21 protein-coding genes are annotated in these 21,663 nt (G+C 70.0%); 3 read left to right on the plus strand and 18 right to left on the minus strand.

The genetic code is table 11. The annotated features are described in order from the left end of the window. The 3 genes from ACFVWD_RS31570 to ACFVWD_RS31580 all read right to left on the minus strand — a co-directional run. The coding region (locus tag ACFVWD_RS31570) for a DUF2637 domain-containing protein (RefSeq protein WP_389601113.1) at window positions 1-173 on the minus strand (173 nt) is incomplete at its 3' end. A 112-nt stretch (window positions 174-285) separates the two neighbouring features. Then, window positions 286-3,732 (minus strand): hypothetical protein, encoded by a 3,447-nt coding sequence (locus ACFVWD_RS31575; protein ID WP_389600993.1) that lies wholly within the window; start codon window positions 3,730-3,732, stop codon window positions 286-288. After that, entirely contained in the window at window positions 3,732-4,184 is a 453-nt protein-coding gene (locus ACFVWD_RS31580; RefSeq protein ID WP_389600994.1) for a pilus assembly protein TadG-related protein, read from the minus strand. Before ACFVWD_RS31580 ends, ACFVWD_RS31575 begins: the two co-directional genes overlap by 1 nt. Window positions 4,185-4,297: 113 nt before the next feature. Between ACFVWD_RS31580 and ACFVWD_RS31585 the strand changes: the two genes are divergently transcribed. Genes ACFVWD_RS31585 through ACFVWD_RS31595 form a run of 3 tightly spaced genes read left to right on the plus strand, consistent with a single transcriptional unit; the run spans window position 4,298 to window position 5,770 of the window. Beyond that, window positions 4,298-4,843, plus strand: coding sequence for a hypothetical protein (locus ACFVWD_RS31585; RefSeq protein ID WP_389600996.1), 546 nt, complete (start codon window positions 4,298-4,300; stop codon window positions 4,841-4,843). Window positions 4,844-4,867: 24 nt separating this feature from the next. Beyond that, a complete protein-coding gene (locus ACFVWD_RS31590) occupies window positions 4,868-5,377 on the plus strand; it encodes a hypothetical protein (protein WP_389600998.1) in 510 nt (169 codons plus the stop codon). 57 nt (window positions 5,378-5,434) lie between these two features. After that, window positions 5,435-5,770 carry a hypothetical protein gene (locus tag ACFVWD_RS31595; RefSeq protein WP_389601000.1) on the plus strand — a complete coding sequence of 112 codons (336 nt, stop codon included), beginning with the start codon at window positions 5,435-5,437 and terminating at the stop codon, window positions 5,768-5,770. Between the two features lie 20 nt (window positions 5,771-5,790). Here ACFVWD_RS31595 and ACFVWD_RS31600 read toward each other — a convergent pair whose 3' ends face one another. From ACFVWD_RS31600 to ACFVWD_RS31670, 15 genes are all read right to left on the minus strand, one after another. Further along, complete coding sequence (locus tag ACFVWD_RS31600; RefSeq protein ID WP_389601115.1) at window positions 5,791-6,291, minus strand: TadE/TadG family type IV pilus assembly protein; 501 nt, start codon at window positions 6,289-6,291, stop codon at window positions 5,791-5,793. A 14-nt stretch (window positions 6,292-6,305) separates the two neighbouring features. Then, on the minus strand, window positions 6,306-6,731 hold the full coding sequence (locus tag ACFVWD_RS31605) for a TadE/TadG family type IV pilus assembly protein (protein WP_389601117.1): 426 nt from the start codon (window positions 6,729-6,731) through the stop codon (window positions 6,306-6,308). 6 nt (window positions 6,732-6,737) lie between these two features. After that, window positions 6,738-6,953, minus strand: coding sequence for a hypothetical protein (locus tag ACFVWD_RS31610; protein WP_389601002.1), 216 nt, complete (start codon window positions 6,951-6,953; stop codon window positions 6,738-6,740). Between the two features lie 47 nt (window positions 6,954-7,000). Beyond that, window positions 7,001-7,885, minus strand: coding sequence for a type II secretion system F family protein (locus tag ACFVWD_RS31615; protein WP_389601004.1), 885 nt, complete (start codon window positions 7,883-7,885; stop codon window positions 7,001-7,003). Further along, window positions 7,882-8,832: a type II secretion system F family protein gene (locus tag ACFVWD_RS31620; RefSeq protein WP_389601006.1), complete on the minus strand. Its 951-nt coding sequence runs from the start codon at window positions 8,830-8,832 to the stop codon at window positions 7,882-7,884. The genes ACFVWD_RS31615 and ACFVWD_RS31620 overlap by 4 nt, the downstream gene beginning before the upstream one ends. Further along, the gene (locus ACFVWD_RS31625) at window positions 8,829-10,319 is read right to left on the minus strand and encodes a CpaF family protein (RefSeq protein WP_389601008.1); all 1,491 of its coding nucleotides are present in this window, start codon (window positions 10,317-10,319) and stop codon (window positions 8,829-8,831) included. Before ACFVWD_RS31625 ends, ACFVWD_RS31620 begins: the two co-directional genes overlap by 4 nt. Further along, window positions 10,309-11,136 carry a hypothetical protein gene (locus ACFVWD_RS31630; protein ID WP_389601010.1) on the minus strand — a complete coding sequence of 276 codons (828 nt, stop codon included), beginning with the start codon at window positions 11,134-11,136 and terminating at the stop codon, window positions 10,309-10,311. Before ACFVWD_RS31630 ends, ACFVWD_RS31625 begins: the two co-directional genes overlap by 11 nt. Beyond that, window positions 11,136-11,843, minus strand: a complete 708-nt coding sequence (locus ACFVWD_RS31635) for an SAF domain-containing protein (protein WP_389601012.1) — start codon at window positions 11,841-11,843, stop codon at window positions 11,136-11,138. The genes ACFVWD_RS31630 and ACFVWD_RS31635 overlap by 1 nt, the downstream gene beginning before the upstream one ends. Before the next feature lie 21 nt (window positions 11,844-11,864). Beyond that, window positions 11,865-12,704: an ATP/GTP-binding protein gene (locus ACFVWD_RS31640; protein WP_389601014.1), complete on the minus strand. Its 840-nt coding sequence runs from the start codon at window positions 12,702-12,704 to the stop codon at window positions 11,865-11,867. Beyond that, window positions 12,698-13,312, minus strand: a complete 615-nt coding sequence (locus ACFVWD_RS31645; protein ID WP_389601016.1) for a hypothetical protein — start codon at window positions 13,310-13,312, stop codon at window positions 12,698-12,700. The genes ACFVWD_RS31640 and ACFVWD_RS31645 overlap by 7 nt, the downstream gene beginning before the upstream one ends. Window positions 13,313-13,602: 290 nt before the next feature. After that, window positions 13,603-14,529: a replication-relaxation family protein gene (locus ACFVWD_RS31650; RefSeq protein WP_389601018.1), complete on the minus strand. Its 927-nt coding sequence runs from the start codon at window positions 14,527-14,529 to the stop codon at window positions 13,603-13,605. Continuing rightward, window positions 14,526-17,147 (minus strand): ATP/GTP-binding protein, encoded by a 2,622-nt coding sequence (locus ACFVWD_RS31655; RefSeq protein WP_389601020.1) that lies wholly within the window; start codon window positions 17,145-17,147, stop codon window positions 14,526-14,528. The genes ACFVWD_RS31650 and ACFVWD_RS31655 overlap by 4 nt, the downstream gene beginning before the upstream one ends. Beyond that, on the minus strand, window positions 17,123-17,764 hold the full coding sequence (locus ACFVWD_RS31660; protein WP_389601022.1) for a hypothetical protein: 642 nt from the start codon (window positions 17,762-17,764) through the stop codon (window positions 17,123-17,125). The genes ACFVWD_RS31655 and ACFVWD_RS31660 overlap by 25 nt, the downstream gene beginning before the upstream one ends. Continuing rightward, on the minus strand, window positions 17,761-18,912 hold the full coding sequence (locus ACFVWD_RS31665) for a C40 family peptidase (RefSeq protein WP_389601024.1): 1,152 nt from the start codon (window positions 18,910-18,912) through the stop codon (window positions 17,761-17,763). The genes ACFVWD_RS31660 and ACFVWD_RS31665 overlap by 4 nt, the downstream gene beginning before the upstream one ends. Beyond that, the gene (locus ACFVWD_RS31670; RefSeq protein ID WP_389601026.1) at window positions 18,909-21,662 is read right to left on the minus strand and encodes a hypothetical protein; all 2,754 of its coding nucleotides are present in this window, start codon (window positions 21,660-21,662) and stop codon (window positions 18,909-18,911) included. Before ACFVWD_RS31670 ends, ACFVWD_RS31665 begins: the two co-directional genes overlap by 4 nt. Between the last annotated feature and the right edge of the window lies 1 nt (window position 21,663).

Consider the following 21,663-nt stretch of genomic DNA (forward strand, 5'->3'; position numbering starts at 1 on the left):
AAGCCCTTCTTGAGGGCCAGCTCGCGCACGGCCGCGTACGAACCGGCGAAGCCGATACCCGCGATGACGAGCGCACCGGCGACGACCACACCGATCAAGATGCGGTGTGCCCGACCAAGCTGTGCTGCTGGCGTCGTGCTCCCTGCTGTCCCGCGCTGCTGGCTTTTCCCCATCAAAGACCTCGTATCTCAACGACTGTCACACGTACGCGTTGAGCAGTGCCGTGGGGCAGATCGAGCGCCGGGCCTTGCGATGGTCCGCAGTGGCTGTTCTGTTGGAGGATGATCACTGGGCCGGGGCCTGTCTGTCGTTGGTGATCAGGAGGTCGTTGATGAGTTGCTCGGTCTCGATCTCCAGTGAGCAGTCCAAGGCGCGGTTGATCTGCTGGACGCGGGTGATGGCGGTGTGGAGGCCCTGTCGGTTCCCCGCGGCGGCCTCGATTCGCATCCAGTCCCGGTAGAGCAGCTCTGCCGTGTCGTCGGCGTCGAGGCCGGTCGCGACGGCCTGTCGGGCCGCGCTGAGGTCGTGGTGCGGACCCGCGGAGGTGCGGTAGGTGGCCACGGTGTGTGCCACGTCGATGATCCGGGTGATCATCTCCTGCTGGTAGGGCTCGGCCCAGGGCAGAGGCCTGCCTCCGAACGGCCGGCCCCGCACCAGCGTGAGTGCCCTTTCCAGGTCCGGCAGGCCGGCCGGCCCCAGGGGCAGGGCGCGCTCGACGAGTTGAAGGAAGCGAGTCCAGTCGCAGCGCACGCCGGGGGAGAGCCGATAGGGATCGTCGCCGGACTTGCGGCGCGGCACGTAGGGGTGGCCGGCGGGATCGCTGCCCAGGGAACGGCGCAGGCCCTGCAGCCGAGCATTGAGGGTGCTCGCCGACCAGGGGCTGATGGGGTCCATGTCAGCGCACAGGACGTCTGCGCTGCGTCCGGGCCGGAAATACAGCAGTGCGGCGAGCTGGGCGATCCGAGGGCCGTGGCCGGTGCTGTCCACGCCCGTCACCTCGACCGGGCCCAGGACCCGGATCTCCGGCGCGTGCAGGTCGTGCGCCTCGCTCTCCTCAACCTCCTGCGCCATGCTCTCATCGCCGGAGTTCTCGCCCCCGTCCGTCTCCGGGGCCGCTGGGACGGGATCCGTCGTCGTCTCGGTGCCGGAGCCGTTGTCGGCAGGGTCTTCCTCGGCCTCGGCCGGCGCCTCGGCGGTGGGCAGCAGGTGCAGTCCGGCCGGGTCGGTGGAGGCGGCGAGCAGGGCGGGGAAGATCTCGGCGCTCATGTCCGCTGCTTCCGCTAGCGAGGGGCGCGTAGCAGTGTTACTCGTGGGTGTGGTGGGTTCCTCCGGCGCGAGACGTTGGGGCTGCTGCCTGCTGTCGGGTTCGTCCGGAACCTCCTGCCAGGGCCCCTTGGCCGGGTGGGGCGGCTGCCCGGACACCTTCAGCGCGGTGGTGATCTGCAGGTAGGCGGCATGCTCCAGACGCTGCACCGTGATCTCAGTGCCGGGGTAGTCGAGTTGCTGCGGCTCGCCGAGCGAAGCGTTGAGGATCTTAGCCTCAGGGAAGTGTGCGGCCGCCGTACTCGCCGGGGCCACCAAGGTGACAGGAACAGGCCCAGCCTTGTCGATGACGTCGGCGAACTCCCAGGCAAGGTCCGCGTCCAGAGCGGACGCGCACAGCAGCAGGTACGGCTGATACTGGGTTTCGGGCATCTGGTGCGCTTCCAGGAGCCGTTCGCTCAGGTCCCGCAGCGCGTGCGCGGCGTGGCGCATGTGTGCGATCCGCGCGGTGGGCAGCAGCTGCGGCAGGTCTTCGCCGAACCCGATGGTGACGACCTCGACGTCGCTCGCCCACGGGCTCATGCCGAGCTCCAGGGCGAGGGAGGTGCATACCTCGGTGATGTGGACCGGGTTGCCGTCCAGCAGCACGGCGGGCACCTGGGCGAGGTTGAGCAGCAGGAGGTCCCCCGCTTCGGTGCTGCCGATCGTTACCAGCGCCGGATAGGGGGCCGGCACCTCGCGGGCAGTCTCCTCGTCCAGGAGGACTGCGTCGGCGGGCAGGACCCACCAGCCACCCTGCCCGGACACGAAGGGTGCCTGCGGCTTCTGGGCGAGGTCCTCGGGCAGCACCTCCAGCGCGCGGGTGCCGATCCGCGCGGTCCGCAGCTGCGGGATTTGTGCGGCGTCGTCCTCTTGGGACAGCTGGTGGGCCAGGGTCCGCAGGGCCACGTCCAGGCGCGTTGCCCCGCCCGGTTCGGCGGCCGCCGCCAGCTGGGCCTCGGCCGTGGAGGTCTCCGGCGCGATGGCGATCTTCTCGCCGGGCCTGCGCCGTCGGCGCTGCAGCATCCTGCGCAGGGCGAGAGCGCCCGTGACGGCGGCGGCCAGCAGCGCGCCCGCGCCGAGAACAGTGCGCAGGTTCAGCGGACTGCCGGCCGTGGCCGGTGCAGGCGCCTCGGACGCCGTGGCGGCGGGGGAGGAGACAGCAGAGCCGGACGGCTCAGCCGACACCGACGGGGAGGCGGCAGAAGGGGAGGCGCTGATGCTGGGGCGGGGCGTCGCGGAAGTCGTCGTGGAGGGAGCACCCTGCTCCTGCCCGGGCTGCTCGGCCGGACGGCTGGTTGGCGTGCTGGGGGCCGACGACTCCGGCGCGGGCGTGGTGGTGTCGCTCGGCGCGGGCGTATCGCCCGTGTCGGCGCCCGGCTTCTGCTTGCCGTCCGGCTTCTGAGTGGCCGGGGGAGCCGGCTGCGGGCTGCTTTCCTCGTCGCCGTGCTCGCTGCCCTGGGACGGATCGTGCTGCTGGGGCTGGGCGCCGGGCATGGTGACCTGCTGGCCTGCGTAGACCACGTCCGGATCGGAGATCGTGGGCAGCCCGTCCGGCTGCGGCTTGCCACGGCTGGCCTCGAACAGCTCCGGCCACTGGTTGCCGTCACCGAGTTCCTCCTCTGCGATCTTCGACAGGTAGTCTCCCGAGCGCACCGTGACGACGTGCTCGCTCGCCTCGGCAGCAGCCCCGGCACCGTCAACCAGCTGCGTACGGACGCCTCCCGTCGATCCGGCGGCATCCGGCATCTCCAACTGCCAGCCCGGCTGCAGAAAACTGTTGGCCTTGAAGACCTGGCCGTCGGCCATGGCACGGCCCTCATTCAGCGCGGCGATCTCACGCCACCGCTCGCCGTCGCCCAACTGCCGCTCGGCGATGCTCCACAGGCTCTCCGCGGGCCGGGAATCTTGCACCGTGTACGTACGGGACTGCGCTGTGCTCGCAACCGTCGTCGAGGCCTGATCGGTCCCAGCGGCCTGCGGTGCCTGGGTCTGGCCGGGCAGGCGGCCCGCGGTGGTGGCCGGTGCGGCGTGGGCGTCGGAGGCCAGAGCCGAACTCGCGGGCAGCAGGACCAGGATGCTACCGATCAGGAGAGCCGCGGCGCGCTGTGAGGAGCCGAACCCCCGCGGGGCATGCCAGCTCTGGCCGCGCACCTGCGCGATCAACTCCCGTGCGGCACAGAACGTGAACTGCGCCCATCCGATCCACCCCACGGCGACGAGCAGCACCAGGAACGCCGCCCCGGTGTCCTGCCGGTCCAGCAGGTGTCTGAGGTCGTCGTGGCTGGAAGCCCAGATGACCGGGGTGACCCAGGCCAGCAGCAGCGGCAGCCCGGCGACCGTGCCGGCCAGGACCAGCAGACTGGCCGCGGCCTTGAGGATCCGGGCCAGGGTGGAACCCGCGGCGGCGGGGGACTGGGGGGTACTCATCAGCTTCCTTCGGGAGCGGTGACGCCGTGCAGGAGGGTCGCCTTGCCATGGCCGGTCACCGCGAGGCTGCCAATGCCGACCACGGGGAGGAACTTCGTGTCGTAGGAGTCGGTGACCGTGACGGTCAGCGTCTTGCCGTCGCCGGACACGCTGACCGTGCCGGTGGCGCCGGCGGTGCGCAGGTAGGCCTGGGCGGCAGCCTGTGCGTCCTGCGGGTTCACCACGATCGCCTGGCCGGTGACGGCCTGGGCCGGATCGATGGCCTGCCCGCCTGCCCGGGCGGCCTCCCCGGCGATGTAGTCGGCCCGCTCGGTGGCGCGCATTTTGCTGCCGCCGTCGACGGCGACGCCGATAATGCCGATCAGCGCGACGACACACACGGCGACGAACACCGTGACGCCTCCCCGGTCATCCAACCGTGCCCGGAGCAGACCGATCTGACGCAACATCATCTGTCACCCCGTGTCGGAAAAGCCGTAGGTTCGGCAGCAGTCGCCGTTGCAGGTCGCGCTCTGGTGCTTGCCAGGGTCTGCGCTCGCTCTTCCACCTGCTCAAGCAGGATCACGTGCTGTTCGCCGACCCCACCTGGCGGATGCGCCTGGGCTACCACCCACCCCGCGAGCCCCTGCCGGCCGACACGGCCGCCATCAAAGCCCTGCTCGATCAGTCCGACCCCGCGCGCGCCGCGGTCGCCGCTCTTGTCGCCTTCTACGGACTGTGTACGAGCCAGGTGTGCAACCTCCAACTCGTCGACGTCAGCGCCGGCTGGCTTCACCTCGACGACCGCAAGATCCCCCTGGCCCCGCCCGTCCGCGAACGTATCGCCACCTACCTGGACCACCGCACCGCTACCTGGCCCAACACCGCCAACCCGCACCTGTTCATCAACCGCCGCAGCGCCATGGAAACCCGCAACGTCGGCGTCCGCTGGATCAAGCTGCTCCTCGGCCCAGGCGTCAGCTGCCGCTCGATCCGCGAAGACCGCATCCTCGCCGAAGCCATGGCCAGCCGCGGAGATGCCAAGCGTCTGCACGACCTGTTCGGCCTGTCCATCAACGCCAGGCTCCGCTACACCAACGTCGTCGACCATCCCGGCTTCGATTCCGCGTGATACGCAGTCGCTACGCTTCAGGCCATGGGCATACTGCACGACTACTTCCGGGCACCGGACACCTCTGCCGCGATCGACTGGTCCGTCGGTCCCCACGGAGACTGGGATCAGCACTCCGGAACCGGTCTCGACGAGCACGACGTCGATTGGTTCGACGCCAAGGGCCTCGATCCGAACGTCGTGCTGGGGCAGCTCATAGCATTCGCCAAAGGAATCCCCTTCGACGCCCATGCCACCGCACCTGCACTCGCATGGCCTGACGAGAGGTTGTGGCCGCAAGGAGAGGACAGGCCAGGACAGGAGTCTCCCTGGGAGACCGGCCTGTTCCTCCAACAACTGCCCGACGAGTGGATCGCAACGCTCGCCGAGATCCATGACGAACACCTGCCGCTGCTCACACTTCAGTGGTTCGACATCCCCGAAGCCAACTTCGCCGACTTCATCGACGTCCAAGACACCATCGTCGAGTTTCGCGCCCTGGCTCGCCGGGCTCGTGATCACGGACACGGCGTGTACTGCAAGACCGTCATATAGGCCACCGACAGCACACGAACCCGGAATGCCCGCCACAGCACGGCAAGGGATGGGGAGATGACACGCTGGTTTCGCAGCTACTGGGCCGAGGAAGACACCTGGTTCTACTTCGAGGTCGACGCCGATGGCTGGGTCAACCGCCAGGTTGAACTCCAGGGGCCGCTCGAGAAGCCCATCGCCGCAGCCTCGTTGGCCGAATGGGAAGCCGCCCAACAGGCCGGAACCCTGGCAGACTACGAAGCCACGTTCGGCGCCACGGCGGAGGTTCCTGTCCACGAGTGGGACGCCCACGAGCCGCACGACCTTACCGCCGGTGAGTTTGAGACCGTCTGGCTCACAGCACGAGCAACCTGCCAGACAAGAGCCCGAGCACGCTCGACGCACGGAACGTGAACCCAAGCATCCCTGCGCGCTCACTGCTCAGCACCCACACTTCGGTTCGTACTCCACGGCACTTCAGAATTCGCGAACCCAAGAGCTCTCTGCCGGTACTGATCCACTACCGAGGTGGCCGTCGACGTAAGCGTGCGGGAACCCGGCGTGCCGGGCAGGAGCAGATCGGAGAGGTTGACCGTGCAGGTCACGGTCACCGTGACCGTCCCCACCTGACCCACCGGCACGTTGAGCCCGCCGGTGTTGATGGCGACGCTGGTGGACGCGCACTTGATGCCCTGGTCGTTCAGGGACTCGGCGGCCGCCGACTGCGCGGCGCCCTGGGCGGCAGCCGACGTGCGGTGAATGGAGGCTTCCCGGGCTGCATCCTCGGCGGCTGCGTCGATTTTCGCGCCGGAAGTGACGAGGCGTCCGCCGGCGATGGCCAGGCAGATGAACATGATCAGCGACGGCAGGACGATAGCGGCCTCGATCGCGGCGCTGCCCTCATCGCTGCGGAACCTTCGAGCCCATGGGGCCATGTATCGCACGTGGTTCACCCTCCCGGGACCGTCCAGCGCTCCACGGCCCCGGACGCGGACTGGGTGACCTGCAGGCCGGAAACGCCCGGGATCATGGACATGGCCGTTCCCGACACCTGTACCTGTACACGCTGGCCGTTGCTGCTGGCGGAAACGCTGTAGTTGCCCAGGCTGTCCCCCGCGGTGCGCTCCAGCACGCTCCGAGCTTGGGCGGCACCGTCGGCCGGACTCGACTGGTAGGCGCGGGCCGCGGTGGCCCCCTCGCGGGCGGCGGTCAGCGCGATCTGCCGTGCGTAGTACCACATGGAGGCTTGGATGACGGCGACCGTGGCGAGCAGCACGAATGGGAAGATGATCGCCATCTGGATGCTGGTGTCACCTCGGTCGTCGCGCCATCTTCGCCCCTGCCACCACTCCGTCAGCCGCTCGGGACGAATCATCACGGGTCACAGTCCGTTGAGCTTGCCGTTGTACTTGGCGATCACGACGGCGATGGTCCCGGCGATCAGTACAGCGCCGGTGACGGCGGCGACCCAGATGATGACGGTCGTCGTGCTGATGTCCCCGCGGTCCGGTCGGCGCCTGGCCTCCTCCAGGCTCTCCTGCAGACGAGTGGTCGCCCAGTGCACCGCACGGTAGGTACGGGCTGCGGTGTGATTCATGATCGGAACTCCTTGCTCCTTCAGCGGTTCAGCGAGTCGAAGTGGTCTTAAACGGTGAGCATGCGGATGACCGCGGGGAATGCCATCAGGAGCATGACCAGGACGGCGAGCAGGGCTCCCGGAGCGGTCATCTTCTCGCTGGCGCCATTCGCCTCAGCGGCCTGGTCGGCCAGCAGTTCGGCGTTGAGCGCGGCGGTGCGGGCCCGCAGCGCCTTGTAGACGGCGGCGCCGTCGGTGGCCGAACCCCGCATGATGTCGGCGACGTCGGTAAGGACGGGCAGCTCGTATTCTTCGGCGAGTTCCGTCAGCGCCTGGTAGGGCGGGATCTTCTCCATCCGGGCCCGTCGCAGCGCGCCCTGCAGATACAGGAAGGGCCAGCCGCGGCCGACCTCGGCGGCCTTCTCCAGGGCCTCCGCGGGCCCGGCGTCGGCGGCCCGCTTGAGTGCAACCAGGTCGAGGTAGGCGGACAGGGCGTGTGCGAACTCCTCACGCGCCCGTTTGGCCTGGTCCCGCACGGCGAGATCCGGGGTGATGAACAGCAGCCCCGCGATGAGGAGTCCGACGCCGGCGGGCACGTAGAACGGCAGGGAGACGCCCGCGATGATCCACGGAATCGTCGCGATCACGGGGCAGAGCAGGCCGAGAGCGGCAAGCGCGGTCTTCTTTAGCATGAACTGGCCCGGGCCCTGGCCGAGGAGCGCCAGGTTGGTGGTGGGCATCCGGACGCCGGGCAGGCGCTCGAGGCGGGCCAGCAGCCACCGGCCCCACACTTCCTCGCGGTCCAGTTCCGGTTCGGGCATGGTCAAGCTGGCCGGGCCGCTGCGCGCGAGGGCCGGCCCCAACGCGGGCTGAGGACGCAGGAGTTCCCGCACCAGCAGGGCGACGCCAGCGCCGACCGTGCCGCCGGTCAGGACGACGGGAAGCAGGTTCACGAGGTGACTCCTTCCGGCTCGCGGCCGGCGACCGGTACGTCCGGGGCCGTCGCGGGCGCGGGCAGCCGGACGGTGCTGGACGGGTCGGTGATCATGAAGCGGGGGATGCGGCGGAAGTTACCCAGCTGCCGCATCAGGGCGAGCACCCCGATGAACCCGGCGGTCAGGAAGGCGAGCACCAGCTGGCCGAGGAGTGTGGAGTAGGGCTTGGTGTAGGACGGCACGAAGAACCCGGCCACCACGACGCCCACGGTGATGACGGTCATCCACCGCACCGTGGTGCGCGGCTTCGCCCGGTCCGCCTCGATGGCGCGCTTCTTGGCGACCTCGTCGCGGACCGTGCCCGCCAGGTCCTCCAGAGCCTGAGCCAGGCCCGGGCCACGGTCGTTGACGGACAGGATGAGCGCGGCGACCACCTTGTCCGCTGTCACATCGTCCAGTTCATCGGCGAACGCGCGCAGCGCCCCCTCCGGCCGCCACCCCAGACGCAGCCGGTCGGACAGGTTGCTGATCTGCGCGGCAAGCTCGTCCGGCGCGCCCTGACGGCTGGCCATCATCGCCTGCTCCAGGCCCATCCCGAGCCGGAGCAGTCCGGCCAGCCGCTGGGTCCACTCACTCAGGGCCTCCAGCTGGCCGATGCGCTCCTGCGCGATCTGCGCGGGAGAGATCAGCCAGGGCACGCCGACGACAGCCGCACCGAGCAGCGCACCGCCCACGAAGTTCCCCGAGACCAGCCACGCCGTCACGAAGACCACGATCGCCGCGGCTGTGAGGGTCCGCCGGCGCAGCCGGACATCCTCACCCTGGTCCTTCCCGGCGCGCAGGGTCTGCCACCGGTGCCGCAGCGGGACCCGACGCGGCGCCGTCGTGCCCACGAGACCTGCAACGACGCCGATCAGCCCGCCGATGACGGCCATCCCGCTCAGCAGCGCCCACAACAGGATCATCGCGATACCCCTACCATCAGCGGCAGTGGCGCCTGCCAGGCGCCGTAGGGCTGCTGCAGCAGGGCGGAATCGAAACCGACACGGCGCAGATCATCGATGCAGCCCGGGTCCATCCGCGGCACGGCACGCAACTCTCCGAACTCGGTACCAGGCGAGAAGACCTCGTTGGTGGCGGGACGGCCGGACTCGCCGATCCCGGTCAGCTCCAGGATGTGGCTGACATACCGGTGACGGCGGCCCCCGATCCGCGTCTCATCCGTCATGTCGACGTACACAATGAAATCGAGGCCGTTGGCGGTCTGCCGGTAGGCGAGCTGCTCGGACAGGTTCTCCTGGGCGAGCGCGTAGAGCTCGGCGATCCGGTCGAAGACGATGTCGGGCCGTCGGGCGTGGATCGTGCACAGGTTGCCGCCCGAGCCGTTCGTCAACGCCTGCATCATCGCCACGACCTCGGGACCACGGACCTCGCCGACCACGATCCGCTCCAGCGACATCCGAAGCGCCGGATGCATCAGGTCCAGGAGGGTGACCTCGCCGGCGCCGCGGCCGGTGACATCCTTCTCCCCGTTGGACTCGCGCCCGACCAGGGAGACGACCTGCCGGTGGTAGCCGTTGCTGTGGGCGAAGAGCTCGTCCTCGGTCTGGATGGTGGCAAACCGGGTCTCCTGGTCGAACTCCTTGAGCATCGCCCGCAGCAGCGTAGTCTTCCCCGCCTTCTGTTTTCCCGCGATCATGATGTTCTTCTCGGCGCGCACACACGCGCCGAGGAACTCCCGCAAGACATGGTCGATCGTGCCCAGCCGGACGAGGTCGTCGAGATCGGCGTGAGAGACCCGGTGCCGGCGGATGACCGCATAGGTCATCGGGCCCAGCCCGGTGATGGCCTGCAGCCGGGAGCCGTCCTGCAGGGACAGGGCGAGGGTGGGGTTCGCTGTGGAGATGGTGCGCTCGCTGTGCCCGGACCCCCGGGCCAACTCCCGCAGCAACTCCAGCAGTTCTTCCTCCGAGTCCGCGATCGGGCCGACCAGCCGGCGCTGGCCGTCGCCGTAGTCGAGCCACACTTCGTTCGGCCCCTGGATGATGATGTCCTCGACCCGATCATCGTCCAGATACGGCTGGAGCCGCCCGGCACGGAACAGCAGGTCATAGACGGCTCGCCGCAGTGCTTCGTCTTCCTGCGGCGCCATCGCCTGGGCATCCGACCACAGCGCGACTGCCTCGTTGATCCAGTCCAGGCAGCGCTGCTCTTCGCTGGCCCGGTCCATATCCGGCGAGGTCTTCAGCAGTTCCTCGCGCTGCTTGGCGACCTGGGCCGCGATGTGCCGGGCGACCCGGTAATCGACGGTGACCTGAGGCGCCGCGGCACCGAGCGCATGCGTACTCGAGGCAGCACCGGCGGGTGTCCAGTTCGCCTGGTGCGGCGCCCGTGGGGGGCGGCCGGGCGGCGGAGCCACGATGGGATCGGTGTGCAGAGGCCTACCGCGCACGGGTCACCTCCCCGCCCGCGGCGAACGCGCTGCGCGGATCGAGGCGGGCCCGCCGTACAGCGGCGCGCTGTACAAGCAGGGCGCTGGACGTCCGGGCGGCCTTCATCAGGGGCGACTTGGTGAAGTGACGCGTCTGCTCGGCGCCGTCAGACAGCACACGTGCGTCCTTCGGCGCGTACGGCAGGGTTGCTACCACCGGTACCTGCAGCACCCGCTGAACCTCGCCCGAGGGGTAGGGACCTTCGTCGATCACCAGCAGGCCGACGTCGCCGACCCGCTCCTCCAGCTGGCTCACCCGGGCCTGCGCTGCCTGCAGGCAGCGCAGGGTGTTGCGGACCACTACGAGCACGGCGTCGGCCTGCTCGGCCAGGACGCCCGGCGGGCCGAAGGCGCCTCTGCGGCCGAGGTCGATCAGGACGTCGTGGCCGTGCTCGGCCTCGATACCGTGGAAGGTCACCCCCAGGGCCTTCCACACTGACCCCAGACTCGCAGCCTGCGCGGGATCGGTAATACCCGGCAACAGCAACCGGTCGCGCGGCGACTCCTGTTTGCCGTCCTCGCCGCTCAGGTCGATCAGCTGGCGCCAGAATGCGTCCCCGAACTCGCCCTTACGGGCAGCGACCGAGAGGTTGCGCAACCCGTACCGATCGCCGAGCGTGCCCTGCAGCAGGCCGTGCAGCACGGCCCCGCCGTCTGGGTCGCACTCGGCCAGAACCATCTTCCTGCCCACCTCCAGCGGCCACGACAGCAGCATGGCGAGGGCGCTGGTGGTCACGCCGGGAGCTCCGCTGCAGCCGGCCAGAGCGATGACACTCATCAGTTGCCGTCCTGCGCATCGAGGACGAGCCGCAGAGTGCTGGAGGAGACCCAGGAGGCGACGGTAGGGCCGTCGTTGGCGGAGGTGGCGACGTCGACAACCACAACTCCGGTACCGGGGGCGGCACTGGAGGCCTTTACGACCCGTCCCGCGATGGTCTGCGGCGGGGTGTCGGACGTCTTGCCCGTGTCCGTGGCGCCCTGCGCGGGGACGTGCACCAGCTCCACCTTTTGGCCCGGCACCAGCGCGGTGGCCGGGACCTGCTCGGGCTTGAGCCCGATCGGCACCAGTTGCTCGCCAGCCTTCACCAGGGAGTCCTTCGTGACCTGCGAACGGGTCAGCAGCGAGCCGGGCTTGAGTTCGACGGCAGCCCGCTTACCCACGACCGAATCCAATTCGTTGGCCTGAACTGCCTTTACCGCTGGATCAAGGGAAATGGAGGCCTTTCCCAGGTCCTGTTCCGTGAGCACCTGCCCGACCTGGACGTCGCGCACTACCGTTACCACCTGCGTGCGGTGGCCGACCTGCAAAAGGAGCACTGCGACACCGGCGCCACCGGCGGCGATCAGCGCCAGCGACAGGGCGATCACGCCTGGCCGGCGGCGACGTGCCGAGACCCGCGGCGGCGCCACGGGACCGGCTCCCTGCTGCTGTGGGGGCACACCGTTGGCGGCGACCGAGTGCGTGCGTTCTTTGGTCTTGCTCAACGCTCTGTCCTTTCGGCGGCTTTACCTGACGACCTGAAGTTCACCGATCGGCACCTGCATCTGGGATTGCCGGGTCTCGGCGAGCTGACCGGTCTCCCTGCCGCCCCCGGCGACCTGCCAGTCGATCGTCCACGTCGATGTCGCAGTCACCCCGTACTTGCCGCCGTGCGCACCTGCCGAGGTCGTGGTGTAGACGTGCCCGCACGTGGGCGACTCCGACATCCCATCTGAGGCCTTGTAAGCGGTCCCGGCGCCGGTGCAGGTCACCGCCGCGCCATCGCCCGTCCGCCACACGATCTTCGACACCTTCGCGGTCGCTGTGACAGTCACGCCGTCGGCCGTCGCCGAGGCCGTGTTGGGCCCGAACGTCGTGGCGCTCTGGTTGACCCACATCCACATGGGCACGCCCACGGCGTACTTTCCGGCCGCCCTCGGGCTGGCGATGTCGGGGCCCATCAGCTGCATCTTGTCGACGGCCTGCTGGGCAAGCACCGCTGGATCCACTGCTGGGACGTTCGCGCCAGGAGCCGCGGCGAAGAAGGTGGTCAATCCGGTGCCGCAGGTCCGTTCGTAGACGATCTTTCCTTCGCCCCCATAGAAGAGACTGCCGGGAGGCGGCTGCGGATCCGCCTTGCGTACCGTGCACTCGGGCTTCTTGCCCCCACTGGAGGTTTGCTTTCCCTCCCCGGAGCCCCGGTCACTGCCGCCGTTGCTCCCGTTGGTTCCGACGCCCACGCAGAACGACATCAGGTCGCAGTTGCCCTTGCTGATGTCCGGGCCGTCGCCTGCGTGGGCGGAGGCGACGCCTGCGACAACTAACGCGGAAGCCAACGCTAAGGAGACGGCGTGACGGCTCAGCATGTCCGCTCCTCCGGAGTGACTTTGACGATCACCCAGTGGCCGTACCACTTCTCCGCGACCACCTTGGTGACGTACTTCGTCAACCGGCCCTCGGGTAGCGTGACTTCCTCACCGCTGGCCTGCTTGACGAGCTTCCACTGCGAGACATCCGTGCAATCGGTCAGCGAGCCCTGAGGCACCTGGCGCTTCGTGTCGACAGAGGTGACCTTGGGGGCCAGCACCGGCTTGCCGGTGGCAACGAGCCCCTTGGTCTTGAGCGCGTTGACTTCAGTCTCCGCCGCGGAATAGGCCTCGGCGACGGCGTACTTCTTCAAGTTTGTGCCCTTGACGCTGGCCTTCGCGTACGCCGCGACCTTCTCGTCCCAGTACTTGCGGTAGGCGGTCTCGATCGGGGCCCCGGGATCTACGCTGGGCGACACCGTGGTCTCGGCTGGCGTCGACGGCGCAGAAGCTGACGGGGAAGACGTCCCCTTGGCCTTGCTATCCGTGCTGCCGTTGTCGCTGCACGCGGTCAGGGCGACGGTGCAACAGCCGATGAGCGAAATGAGCGCTGCGCTGTTTCGTGCGCGAACGGCAGAAGTCCTCAATTGAAGTCGAGCTCGTGTCACGCTGTCTCCCCGTGTGACGTCACCGCAGTCGCTGGCGGCCTCTATGTGGCAGCCCCAGGTCCGCGATCTGGTGCGTTTGCGTAGCGAGAAGGCTACGCATATGCCAGATGGTTTCTGTCTTAATTTGCCAACAACACAGGTAACTTGGCTCAATTTCAGTCACATCTTGTCTTTGCAATCGACAATCATCCTTGTCGGCGTCCTCCCAGCCCACCCTTTGGTGCTGGTGCTGGTACGCGTCAGCCATGCATGTGGCGCCTCAAACGGCCCTGATCCTGCAATTTGGAACATCACAGCTCGGTCCACGGCCGTGGCTTCCCGCCTGCGAGCGGTACCCACCGCGGCGCGGTCGGGCCGTGGGTTTCGAGGTCGTCGAGGACGGCGGCACCGAGGGGCACTTCGCGAGCCAGGGCGGCGACGAGTGGATGCTGTTCGGTCATGGCTTGCAAGTCGCTGATCCGGTTGGCCAGTACGTGCGGTGTGGCGCCGGTCAGGATGAACAGCACGCGCGGGAAGACCGGATACCAGCGCAGCCAGGCCGCCCCTGCCCCGGCCTGCTGGCGTCGGGAGCGTGCGCGGCCGATGGGCTGCGGTTCGTACGACCACAGCCGTGCGTACTCGATCAGCTTTGCGGCGAGGCGTTCGCTGCCCATGGTGGCGCGGTCGACTTCGATGAACGCCCTTAGTTTCGTGCGCTGTTCACTACCGGCGAGGGTGTAGTGCATGACCGCGTCGGCGATGACTTTCTCGCCGTCGCTGAGCGGGTGGGAGACCTCGGGTGTCCAGTCCAGGTGGCCGTGCTCGTCACCGCGGCGGCGGGCATCGGCGACGAAGGCCAGGTGGGAGCGGACCACGGTGAGGGTGTGCGGGGTGCGCAGGGAGGCGGCTGTCGCCGAGCTGATGGGGTAGGGGGGACGGCCGCGCAGCGCCGGCCAGTCCCGGGTGAGGCGGGCGCCGCCGGAGGTCAGGAACCAGGCGCGGGACCGGTTGGACTGCGGCAGCACCGTGTAGTCGAGCAGGCCTTTGCGGCGCAGCTTGTTGAGCGGGTTGGAGAGGGTCTGCCGGGTCGCGTGGGGCCGCAGCAGGGTGTGGAGCTGGCTGGTGGTGGCCATGCGGTGCTGGGCGAGCGCGGCCATGAGCTGGTGCGGCAGCGGCTCGACGGGACTGGGCGCGAGCCCGGACGGCTCGGACCGGGCGGAGAGCGGGGCGATGGTCATCGGTATCCCTTCGGCTTGTTCAGGCGCAATGGAGCGCTGGCGGGGGTGTGCTGGGCGAGGAAGGCGGCCACGCGGCCGAGTTGGCCGGCCGCGCGGGCGGTGAGCTGATGGAGGGGAAGGGCGCTGGCGGTGGCTTGGGCGGCGTGTTCAAGGGCGGCGACTTTGCCGGGGCGGGCCTGGTCGGCGAACACCTCGTCGAGATGGGGTCCGGTGAGGCGCAGCGGTCCGACGCGGCGGCCGCGGACGGTCAGTGACACGTAGTGTTCGAAGCGGTCCAGGACGGCGACCTGGGCGGGGGTGGGGCTGTCGCCCCACTCGGCGGTGATGGGTGTGATGGCCGATGTGGAGCCGGCCGTGCTGGCCAGCGTGGAGGCGTTCTGGGTCAGCGACAGCCGCACCGGGGCCGGGAGGCGGGCGAGGAGCTGGGTCATGCCGTGGACGGTGGCCTTGTACTTGCGGAAGTCCTCGAACATCGACGCGATGGTTTCCGGGGCTGCGCCGGTCAGGGTGATCAGCTCGTCGAAGTACAGCCGGAAGGGCACCCGGTCCTCTTCGGGGGTGTCACGGCGCGAGCGCACCGCGCGCAATAGGTCCCGGGCGAGCAGGGCGGTCAGCAGCCGGTCGGTGGGCCCGTTCCCGGCCGGGCACACCCACACGATCATCCGGTGGTCCATCGCGGCGCGGGCGTTGTAGACGCCGGCACCCTGGCCGAGGAAGGCCCGGGTGACGGGGTTGGCAGCCAGTCGGGCGAGGGGGTTGAGGACGACGGCGAAGGCGTCGGCGGGCAGGGCCGGGAACACGGTCTTCCACCAGGAGCGGGTCTCTTCGTCGAGCCGGTCGGCGGTGGCGGCGAGGGCCGCAGCGCGGAAGTCGGGGTCGGTGAGCAGGGCCCGCGTGTGAAAGACCGTGGCCTGGTCCTCGGGGCGGCCTGCCTGGCAGGCCGCCTGGTTGACGGCGACGAGCACGGACAGCGCGGCTGTAAGGATGGTGATCGCGCGGGGGGCGTTCGCGTCGTCCCATCCCAGGGCGGCGGCGAAGGCATCGGTGAGGGCCTCGACGACCTCGTGCGGGGCCGGCCCGTGCTGCATCCCCAGCGGATTCCACGAACTGACCTGGGGCGCTGGGCCGTTGGCGTTGAGATCGATCAGCGCGATCCGGTCCATGAGGTGGTCGTGGGCGAGGAACGGCGCGGCGCGCGGCCAGGAGTCGCGGTGCGGATCGAGGAACATCAGCCCGCCACCGGCATGGGCCCAGCCGATGGCCTGGGCGAGGGCGCGTTCGGTTTTGCCGCCGCCCGCTTTGCCCACGGCGCACTCGAACAGGGTCTCGGCCGCGTAGGTGGCCACCATGCGACGGCGTCCGTCCGGGCCCCGGTAGAGGCCCTGCAGCAGCAACTCGGGGTCACCGAAGGTGAATGACGGCAGGTCACCGGCGAGCAGCGGCACCCGGCAGTGCACGGTCGGCGGCTTGAGCAGACCGGTGAGCTCCTCCAGCCGGACCCAGTTGGCCCGCGGCGGTTGGCAGTACCCATGCCTCCAGCGCCGCTCGAAAGCACGGCGGCTGGGCCAGTGATCGGCGCCCAGCCGCCACGGACCCACCCGCAGCCCGCGCATCGCCCACCGGGAGCGCCCGCCGAACACGTCCAGAGCGGCCTGGAGTTGCGCGAGCCGGGCCTGAGCGCGGCCTTCCACCCTGGACGCGCACATGATCAGCAGCTGCACCCGCACCAGGTGGTCGTCCTCGGCGAGCTTGCCCAGCGCCTCGGCCCGGTCCACCCGGCGCGGCACCGGCGGCATGACCAGCCGCCGCCCGGCGGCCCCGCCCTGCCTGCCGCTGATGAGCTGCTGCAGATGCCAGCCGAGCGAATCCTCGAACCCCGCTGCGTCGCGCCGCACCCAGCGGGCAGCACGCGCGGTCTCGCGACGCTCCGCGCGCCGCGCGGCCTGCATCAGCTGCAGACGGCGCGCCCGCAACGCCCACTTCGGCGCCCGCTGAATGTCCAGGCGGACTTCGGCGAGGTCACCGAGATCGGCCCGCAGATCGGACACCGCGTCCACGAGGGGCTGCAGCGGGTCCGGATCCAGCGGCACCTCACGCAGCGGAGCGGTGGGCCTGCCCCGCAGGATGAACTCCGCCCGCACGGTGTGCTCGCGCGGCTCGTCGGCGATCGGCCGGGCCCGGCTGACGGTGACGTCCGGGCCGAACGGCGTGATGGACAGCAGACGCTGCGCACCGGCAGGGCCTTCGATCCGGTAGCGGAGCGGGCTGGAGCCGTCGGCGCGCAGCCTGATCTGCACCGCCTTCGACCTTCGCGGCGCCCACCAGGGCAGGCTGGTGGAGGCGCGGGCCAGCTGCAACCCGCGGCGGAAGATCTCTTCCAGGCCCGGGTCGAAGTGCCGGGACGCTGCGAGTTCGAGCGCCATCCGCTCGGCCGACGCCTTCAGCGCCAGCCGCCGTACGACGATCCCACCCAAACCCCAGACCGCGGCGAGGGCCAGCACGAACAGATACCAGTGGCCGGTGAGCCATCCGGCGCCGTGGGCAAGCGTGGTGAGCAGGCCGGGCACCTGTCCGGACACTGTCGCACCGGCGTTCAGGTGCGGGGCAGCGGAGTCCACGTGGGCGATCCCTTCCTTGTGGTGTGGGTGAAGTGCCAGTCGGTGATGCGGCCGTCGGTGTAGGTGCCGCCGCGGTCGGCCCCGGCCCACACCAGGTGCACCACGGCCCGGCCGCCTCCGCCGCCTTGGCGGGCGATCGCGGCCTGGATGCGGAACCGGGCGAACGCCGGTGCCAGCGCCCGGCCTTCGGCGGTGAAGACCGTGGGCCACCTCCCGCGGCCGGCGCCGGTGGCGTCCGCCCGCAGCAGGGACCGGCCCATCGCCAGCAGCTGCCGCGCGTCACCCGGCGGGAGGTCCGCGGGCCAGGCAGCGTCCAGTGCCTCCTGAATAGCGCGGTCGCCTGCCACGCCTTCGCCGTGCGGCGGCAGCACAGACACGGCAGCGCCCTGGGTGGGATTGCTTGCTGCGTGGGTCGGTGCGGGCATGTCGTTCGCCGCAGAGCCTTTGGCGGGGGAGGCCGCCGGAGAGCGGGGCACCGGGGCTGAGGAGCCCGGCGCCTTCGGCGAGTCCGACGGCTCCCTGGCCTGGGGGATGGCCAGCAGGCCCAGCCCGCACACGGCCAGCAGCACGGTGGCGATGACCAGCATGCGCGGGGAGCGCGGCATGGAAGTGGTCACAGCAATCGGGCCCCTCCCGCGTAGCCGGACATCGCATCGACCGCGTCCAGACGGACCAGGGTGCCCGGGCGGGCGGCGTTGACCATCCGGCCGCTGCCGACGTAGATCCCGACGTGGTAGATCGTGGAATCCCGGCCCGGGGCGTAGGCGTAGAAGACGAGGTCACCGGGCTTGAGGACGCTTTTGCCGAGGCCGGCAGGAATCCGTCGGCCTACGGAGGCCTGGGCGGCCGCGGTGCGCGGGAGGCTGATGCCGGCCTTGGCGTACGCGTACAAGGTCAGCCCCGAGCAGTCGAAGCCCTTGATGTCCGAGCCGCTCTTCCCGCTCGGCGAGCAGCAGATCCCGTACGACTTCCCGCTCGCGTTGCCGCCGCCCCACGAGTACGGGACACCCCGCTGGGAGAGCGCTACCTCGAGGACGGTGCGGACCCTCCCGGACACGTTCTTCAGGTCCGGGCTCTTGGCGGCCGCGGTGTACTGGTCGATCCAGCCCAGCACATTCGCGAGGTATTCGGTGGAGTGGTTGTACTGCAGGATCGCCGACTCGAGCTGGGGCCGCTTTGCCAGGTTGCGGCCGTTTCCGCACAGGTAGACGGCGGCGCCGAGGGCAGCGTCGTCGGCGTTGTGCGGGTCGGCGGTCTTGTCACCGTTCGCGTCCTTGCCAATTGACGTCCAGGTGGAGGGGAGGAACTGGAAGGGGCCGACCGCGCGTTCACCGCTGGCGGTGCCGTCCCACCGGCCGTTGTCGGTGTCCGGGAAGGCAGTGGTGTTGCCGCCCGCTCCGGAGCCGTTGAGCAGCACGCCGTAGATGCGCGGGCGGATGTCGCCGTTGCCGGCAATGGTGCGGCCGATGGCGTGGTTGGACTCGACCTTGGCTATCCCGGCAAGGATGGGCCAGCGCATGCCGCGGCACCGGGGCACATACTGGCCGACGAGCTGGACGGTCTTCTTGTAGGCGGTGAGCATGCGCGGCGGGATGTCGGCGGCCGTGCCGCCCTCGGCGATCCCGCCGTCGTCTCTCGCGGCGCTCTGCAGCGCGACGACCGCGCTGATCGCTCCGGATATGGGCGCGGCGCAGCACACCGCGGTGAACAGCAGCATCACGGTCAGGCAGCCCCACTTGGCCTTCCGGCTGCGGCGGCGGGTCACGGGCCGTCACCGTCCTCGGGCTCTGCCGGGGCCAGCCAGTCGACCTCGGCCCCCATGCGCCGCGCCTCCCTATAGGCTCGCGCCATCTGCGCCTGCTCCTGCTGCTGGCGGAGCCTTTCGGCATCGGGCGCGGTACGCCGCAGCAGCTCCTGGAACCGGGCCTCTGCCTCGCTGCGCGTGGTGTCGCTGATTCTCCCCGGAGCGGTGGGCCGCGGGGCCAGGGAACTTGGCGCGCTGGGCGGCGCGGAGGCCTGGCCCGTACCGCCTGTGGGTCCACCGGACCGGGGCAGCCTGGGAGATGAGGACGGCCTTGGGGGTGACGAAGGGCCGGGGGGCGATGAAGGGCCGGGTGGGAATGGTGGCCTGGGTGGCGGCGGTTGGGTACGGACGGCAGGGGTGTTGTTGCGGCGGATCAGCCGTCCGGTGTCTCCCCAGGCGTGAAGGTCCTGGCGGACGGTGTTGCCCCATACCTGCACTTGCTGGCGGGCGTCTTGGGAGTAGCGCGAGCCGCCGGTCCGCGTAGCGCGGACGGTGGCGGGCAGGCCGACTGTCGCTCCGTAGGCGGCGCGGCCGCCGCGGTGCAGGATGCGGTAGCCGCGGAAGCGGACGAGCCGGTTGTGCGCGCGGGTGGACAGCAGGGTGCGGTCGGTGTTCTGGTCGTGCAGCACTTGCCCGGAGTTGCGGTCGACGACCTGGCCGTCCTCGTTGCGGTACCGGTCGGGCGGGCCGCCGGGCCTGAGCGGCCGGCCGCTGCCTGAACCGCCCGGTCCGCCCCCGCCCGGTCCGCCTCGGGACGCGCCGCCAGGGTGCGGGTCGCCGTCGGCGGTGGGCTTGCGCCACTTGAGGAGCTTGTCTCGGTCGGGCCGCCTGCCGATGAGCAGCCAGTGCGCGCCCTTCGCGCCGAGCCGTGCTCCGAGGCCGCCGACGGCCGCAGCGGCAGTCAGCGGTGCGAGACCGCGTCCGGCTTCGGCCGTGGCGTCGGCCAGCAGCCCCCCAGCGTCGACGGGCATGCCAGCTCCGTCGACCAGAGAGGCGAGGGCGCCCATGAGGCGCTGGCGGGTGCCGAGCATCCCGAACCGGCCACCACCTCCAGTGAAGGCGCGCAGCCCGCCGCCGTAGCCGCCCATCGCTGCGGGGGAGTTCATGGCGAGGGCGGCGCCGAGTTCGGAGGTGTCGCCGGGCAGGTGGGTGCCGCCGACCTTGGCGTAGCGCATCCGCATGGCCATGCGCCGGCCGAAGGAAGTGATGCCGGTCAGCAGCCTGCGGTGCCCGGCCGCCCCGGCGATGGCCAGCACGTCGATCAGCAGGATCCGCTCGACCACCAGGTCGGGGCCGTTGGTGATGGTGGCGTCGACGGCGATGCCGAAGAACGGCACGAACGCACAGATCCCGACCAGCGCGAGGATCGCGATGCCCCACAGGGACAGCCACTTCCACACCGACTGGCGGGCAGGCCCGGGCAGCATCCCGGCGACGAAGGCGACCCCACCCGCCGCTGCGGCGGCGGCGCAGATGCCCTGAGTGCCGAGCAGGACGATCGCGCTCGACAGGAGCATGCCGCAGATGAACAGGGCGGCGATCAGCAGCAGCCCGGCGCCACAGACGCGCCACCAGGTGGGCTTCTCGGCATAGGCGGCACACGCCTTGCCGACCGGGCCGGCCCGCTTCATGTCGGCCAGGAAGGAAGAGAATTCCCGGTCGTCGTCGGTGACGATGGCATTGGAGGCGTCCAGCAGTTCGCCCCCGGGAGTCAGGGCCGGAAGAGTGCCGCTTCCGCTGGGGACATCGCTGGTGGAGCGCTCGCAGTACTTCTTCGCCTCACCCTTGATCCGCCGGCAGGCATCGTTCCTGGCGCCCTTGCCCTTGTTCTGCGCGCTGGCTTTGTACCCGCCGGTGATCCACTTCAGGTGGACCGCATACGCCGTCCGGTCGGCCGCCTTGGCGGGGTCGAGGATGCGCCCGTACTCCAGCAGCATGTAGGGCTTGACGATCAAGGCGTTGGTGATCGAGTCCTGGATCGGGCGGGCCACCTCCGCCGCGGAGACGGGGTCTTCCCCCTCCTGCTGAAGGCATTTGAGCTCCTGGTTGCCGGCCATGCCGTCGCACGGGCCGCGGCTGGCGAGCTTGCCGCCCCAGTCGTAGGAGTTGACGGTCTGCTGGGCCACCTCGGCGGCCACCTGCTGGGCCTGGCCCAACGGGCCGTCCTGGGTGAGCAGGTAGTCGGGGCGGACGAAGGCGGACGCGGCGAGCGCCGCGATGAGCAGGGTCAGGAAGATCTCGCCCAGACCGCGGCCGACCCGGCCGCGCACAATCATGAAACCGGCGAACACGAACGCCCAGGCCAGCAGCAGCCCCTTCAGCCCGAGCGTGTCGACGACCACGTGGGTGTAGGAGTCGGCGACCTTCTGCGCCGGCTGGATGAGGATCTTCAGCAGCGGGAAGCGGAAGGCCAGCTCGATCGCCCATCCCGCGAGCCCCACCAGCAGCCGGATCAGCGTGAACAGGCCGGACAGGGCGAACGCGAGCGCCTGGGACCTGAACGCGACGATGGACCCGCCTTCGGCGTTCAGCTCGTACCCGTTGATCGGCACCCCCTCGGATGAGGTGATGTTCAGCGGCGAGAGCAGATCACCGGTCTCACTGCTGCTGCTCGCCGCATACACGACCTGGCTGTTGACCATGACGAACACGCCGGTGAGCAGCAGGACAAAGCCGGCTGAGCGGAGGGTGCCGCGGTCTGGACGCCACATG

It is taken from the genome of Streptomyces sp. NPDC058086, assembly GCF_042885015.1.
In the GTDB taxonomy this organism is placed as follows: Bacteria; Actinomycetota; Actinomycetes; order Streptomycetales; family Streptomycetaceae; genus Streptomyces.

Bases quoted from the DNA above. Each gene is read 5' to 3' on its own strand.
- ACFVWD_RS31575 (WP_389600993.1), bottom strand. From the start codon at position 3,732: ATGAGTACCCCCCAGTCCCCCGCCGCCGCGGGTTCCACCCTGGCCCGG.
- ACFVWD_RS31580 (WP_389600994.1), bottom strand. From the start codon at position 4,184: ATGATGTTGCGTCAGATCGGTCTGCTCCGGGCACGGTTGGATGACCGG.
- ACFVWD_RS31590 (WP_389600998.1), top strand. From the start codon at position 4,868: ATGGGCATACTGCACGACTACTTCCGGGCACCGGACACCTCTGCCGCG.
- ACFVWD_RS31595 (WP_389601000.1), top strand. From the start codon at position 5,435: ATGACACGCTGGTTTCGCAGCTACTGGGCCGAGGAAGACACCTGGTTC.
- ACFVWD_RS31600 (WP_389601115.1), bottom strand. From the start codon at position 6,291: ATGGCCCCATGGGCTCGAAGGTTCCGCAGCGATGAGGGCAGCGCCGCG.
- ACFVWD_RS31605 (WP_389601117.1), bottom strand. From the start codon at position 6,731: ATGATTCGTCCCGAGCGGCTGACGGAGTGGTGGCAGGGGCGAAGATGG.
- ACFVWD_RS31610 (WP_389601002.1), bottom strand. From the start codon at position 6,953: ATGAATCACACCGCAGCCCGTACCTACCGTGCGGTGCACTGGGCGACC.
- ACFVWD_RS31620 (WP_389601006.1), bottom strand. From the start codon at position 8,832: ATGATCCTGTTGTGGGCGCTGCTGAGCGGGATGGCCGTCATCGGCGGG.
- ACFVWD_RS31630 (WP_389601010.1), bottom strand. From the start codon at position 11,136: ATGAGTGTCATCGCTCTGGCCGGCTGCAGCGGAGCTCCCGGCGTGACC.
- ACFVWD_RS31640 (WP_389601014.1), bottom strand. From the start codon at position 12,704: ATGCTGAGCCGTCACGCCGTCTCCTTAGCGTTGGCTTCCGCGTTAGTT.
- ACFVWD_RS31650 (WP_389601018.1), bottom strand. From the start codon at position 14,529: ATGACCATCGCCCCGCTCTCCGCCCGGTCCGAGCCGTCCGGGCTCGCG.
- ACFVWD_RS31670 (WP_389601026.1), bottom strand. From the start codon at position 21,662: ATGTGGCGTCCAGACCGCGGCACCCTCCGCTCAGCCGGCTTTGTCCTG.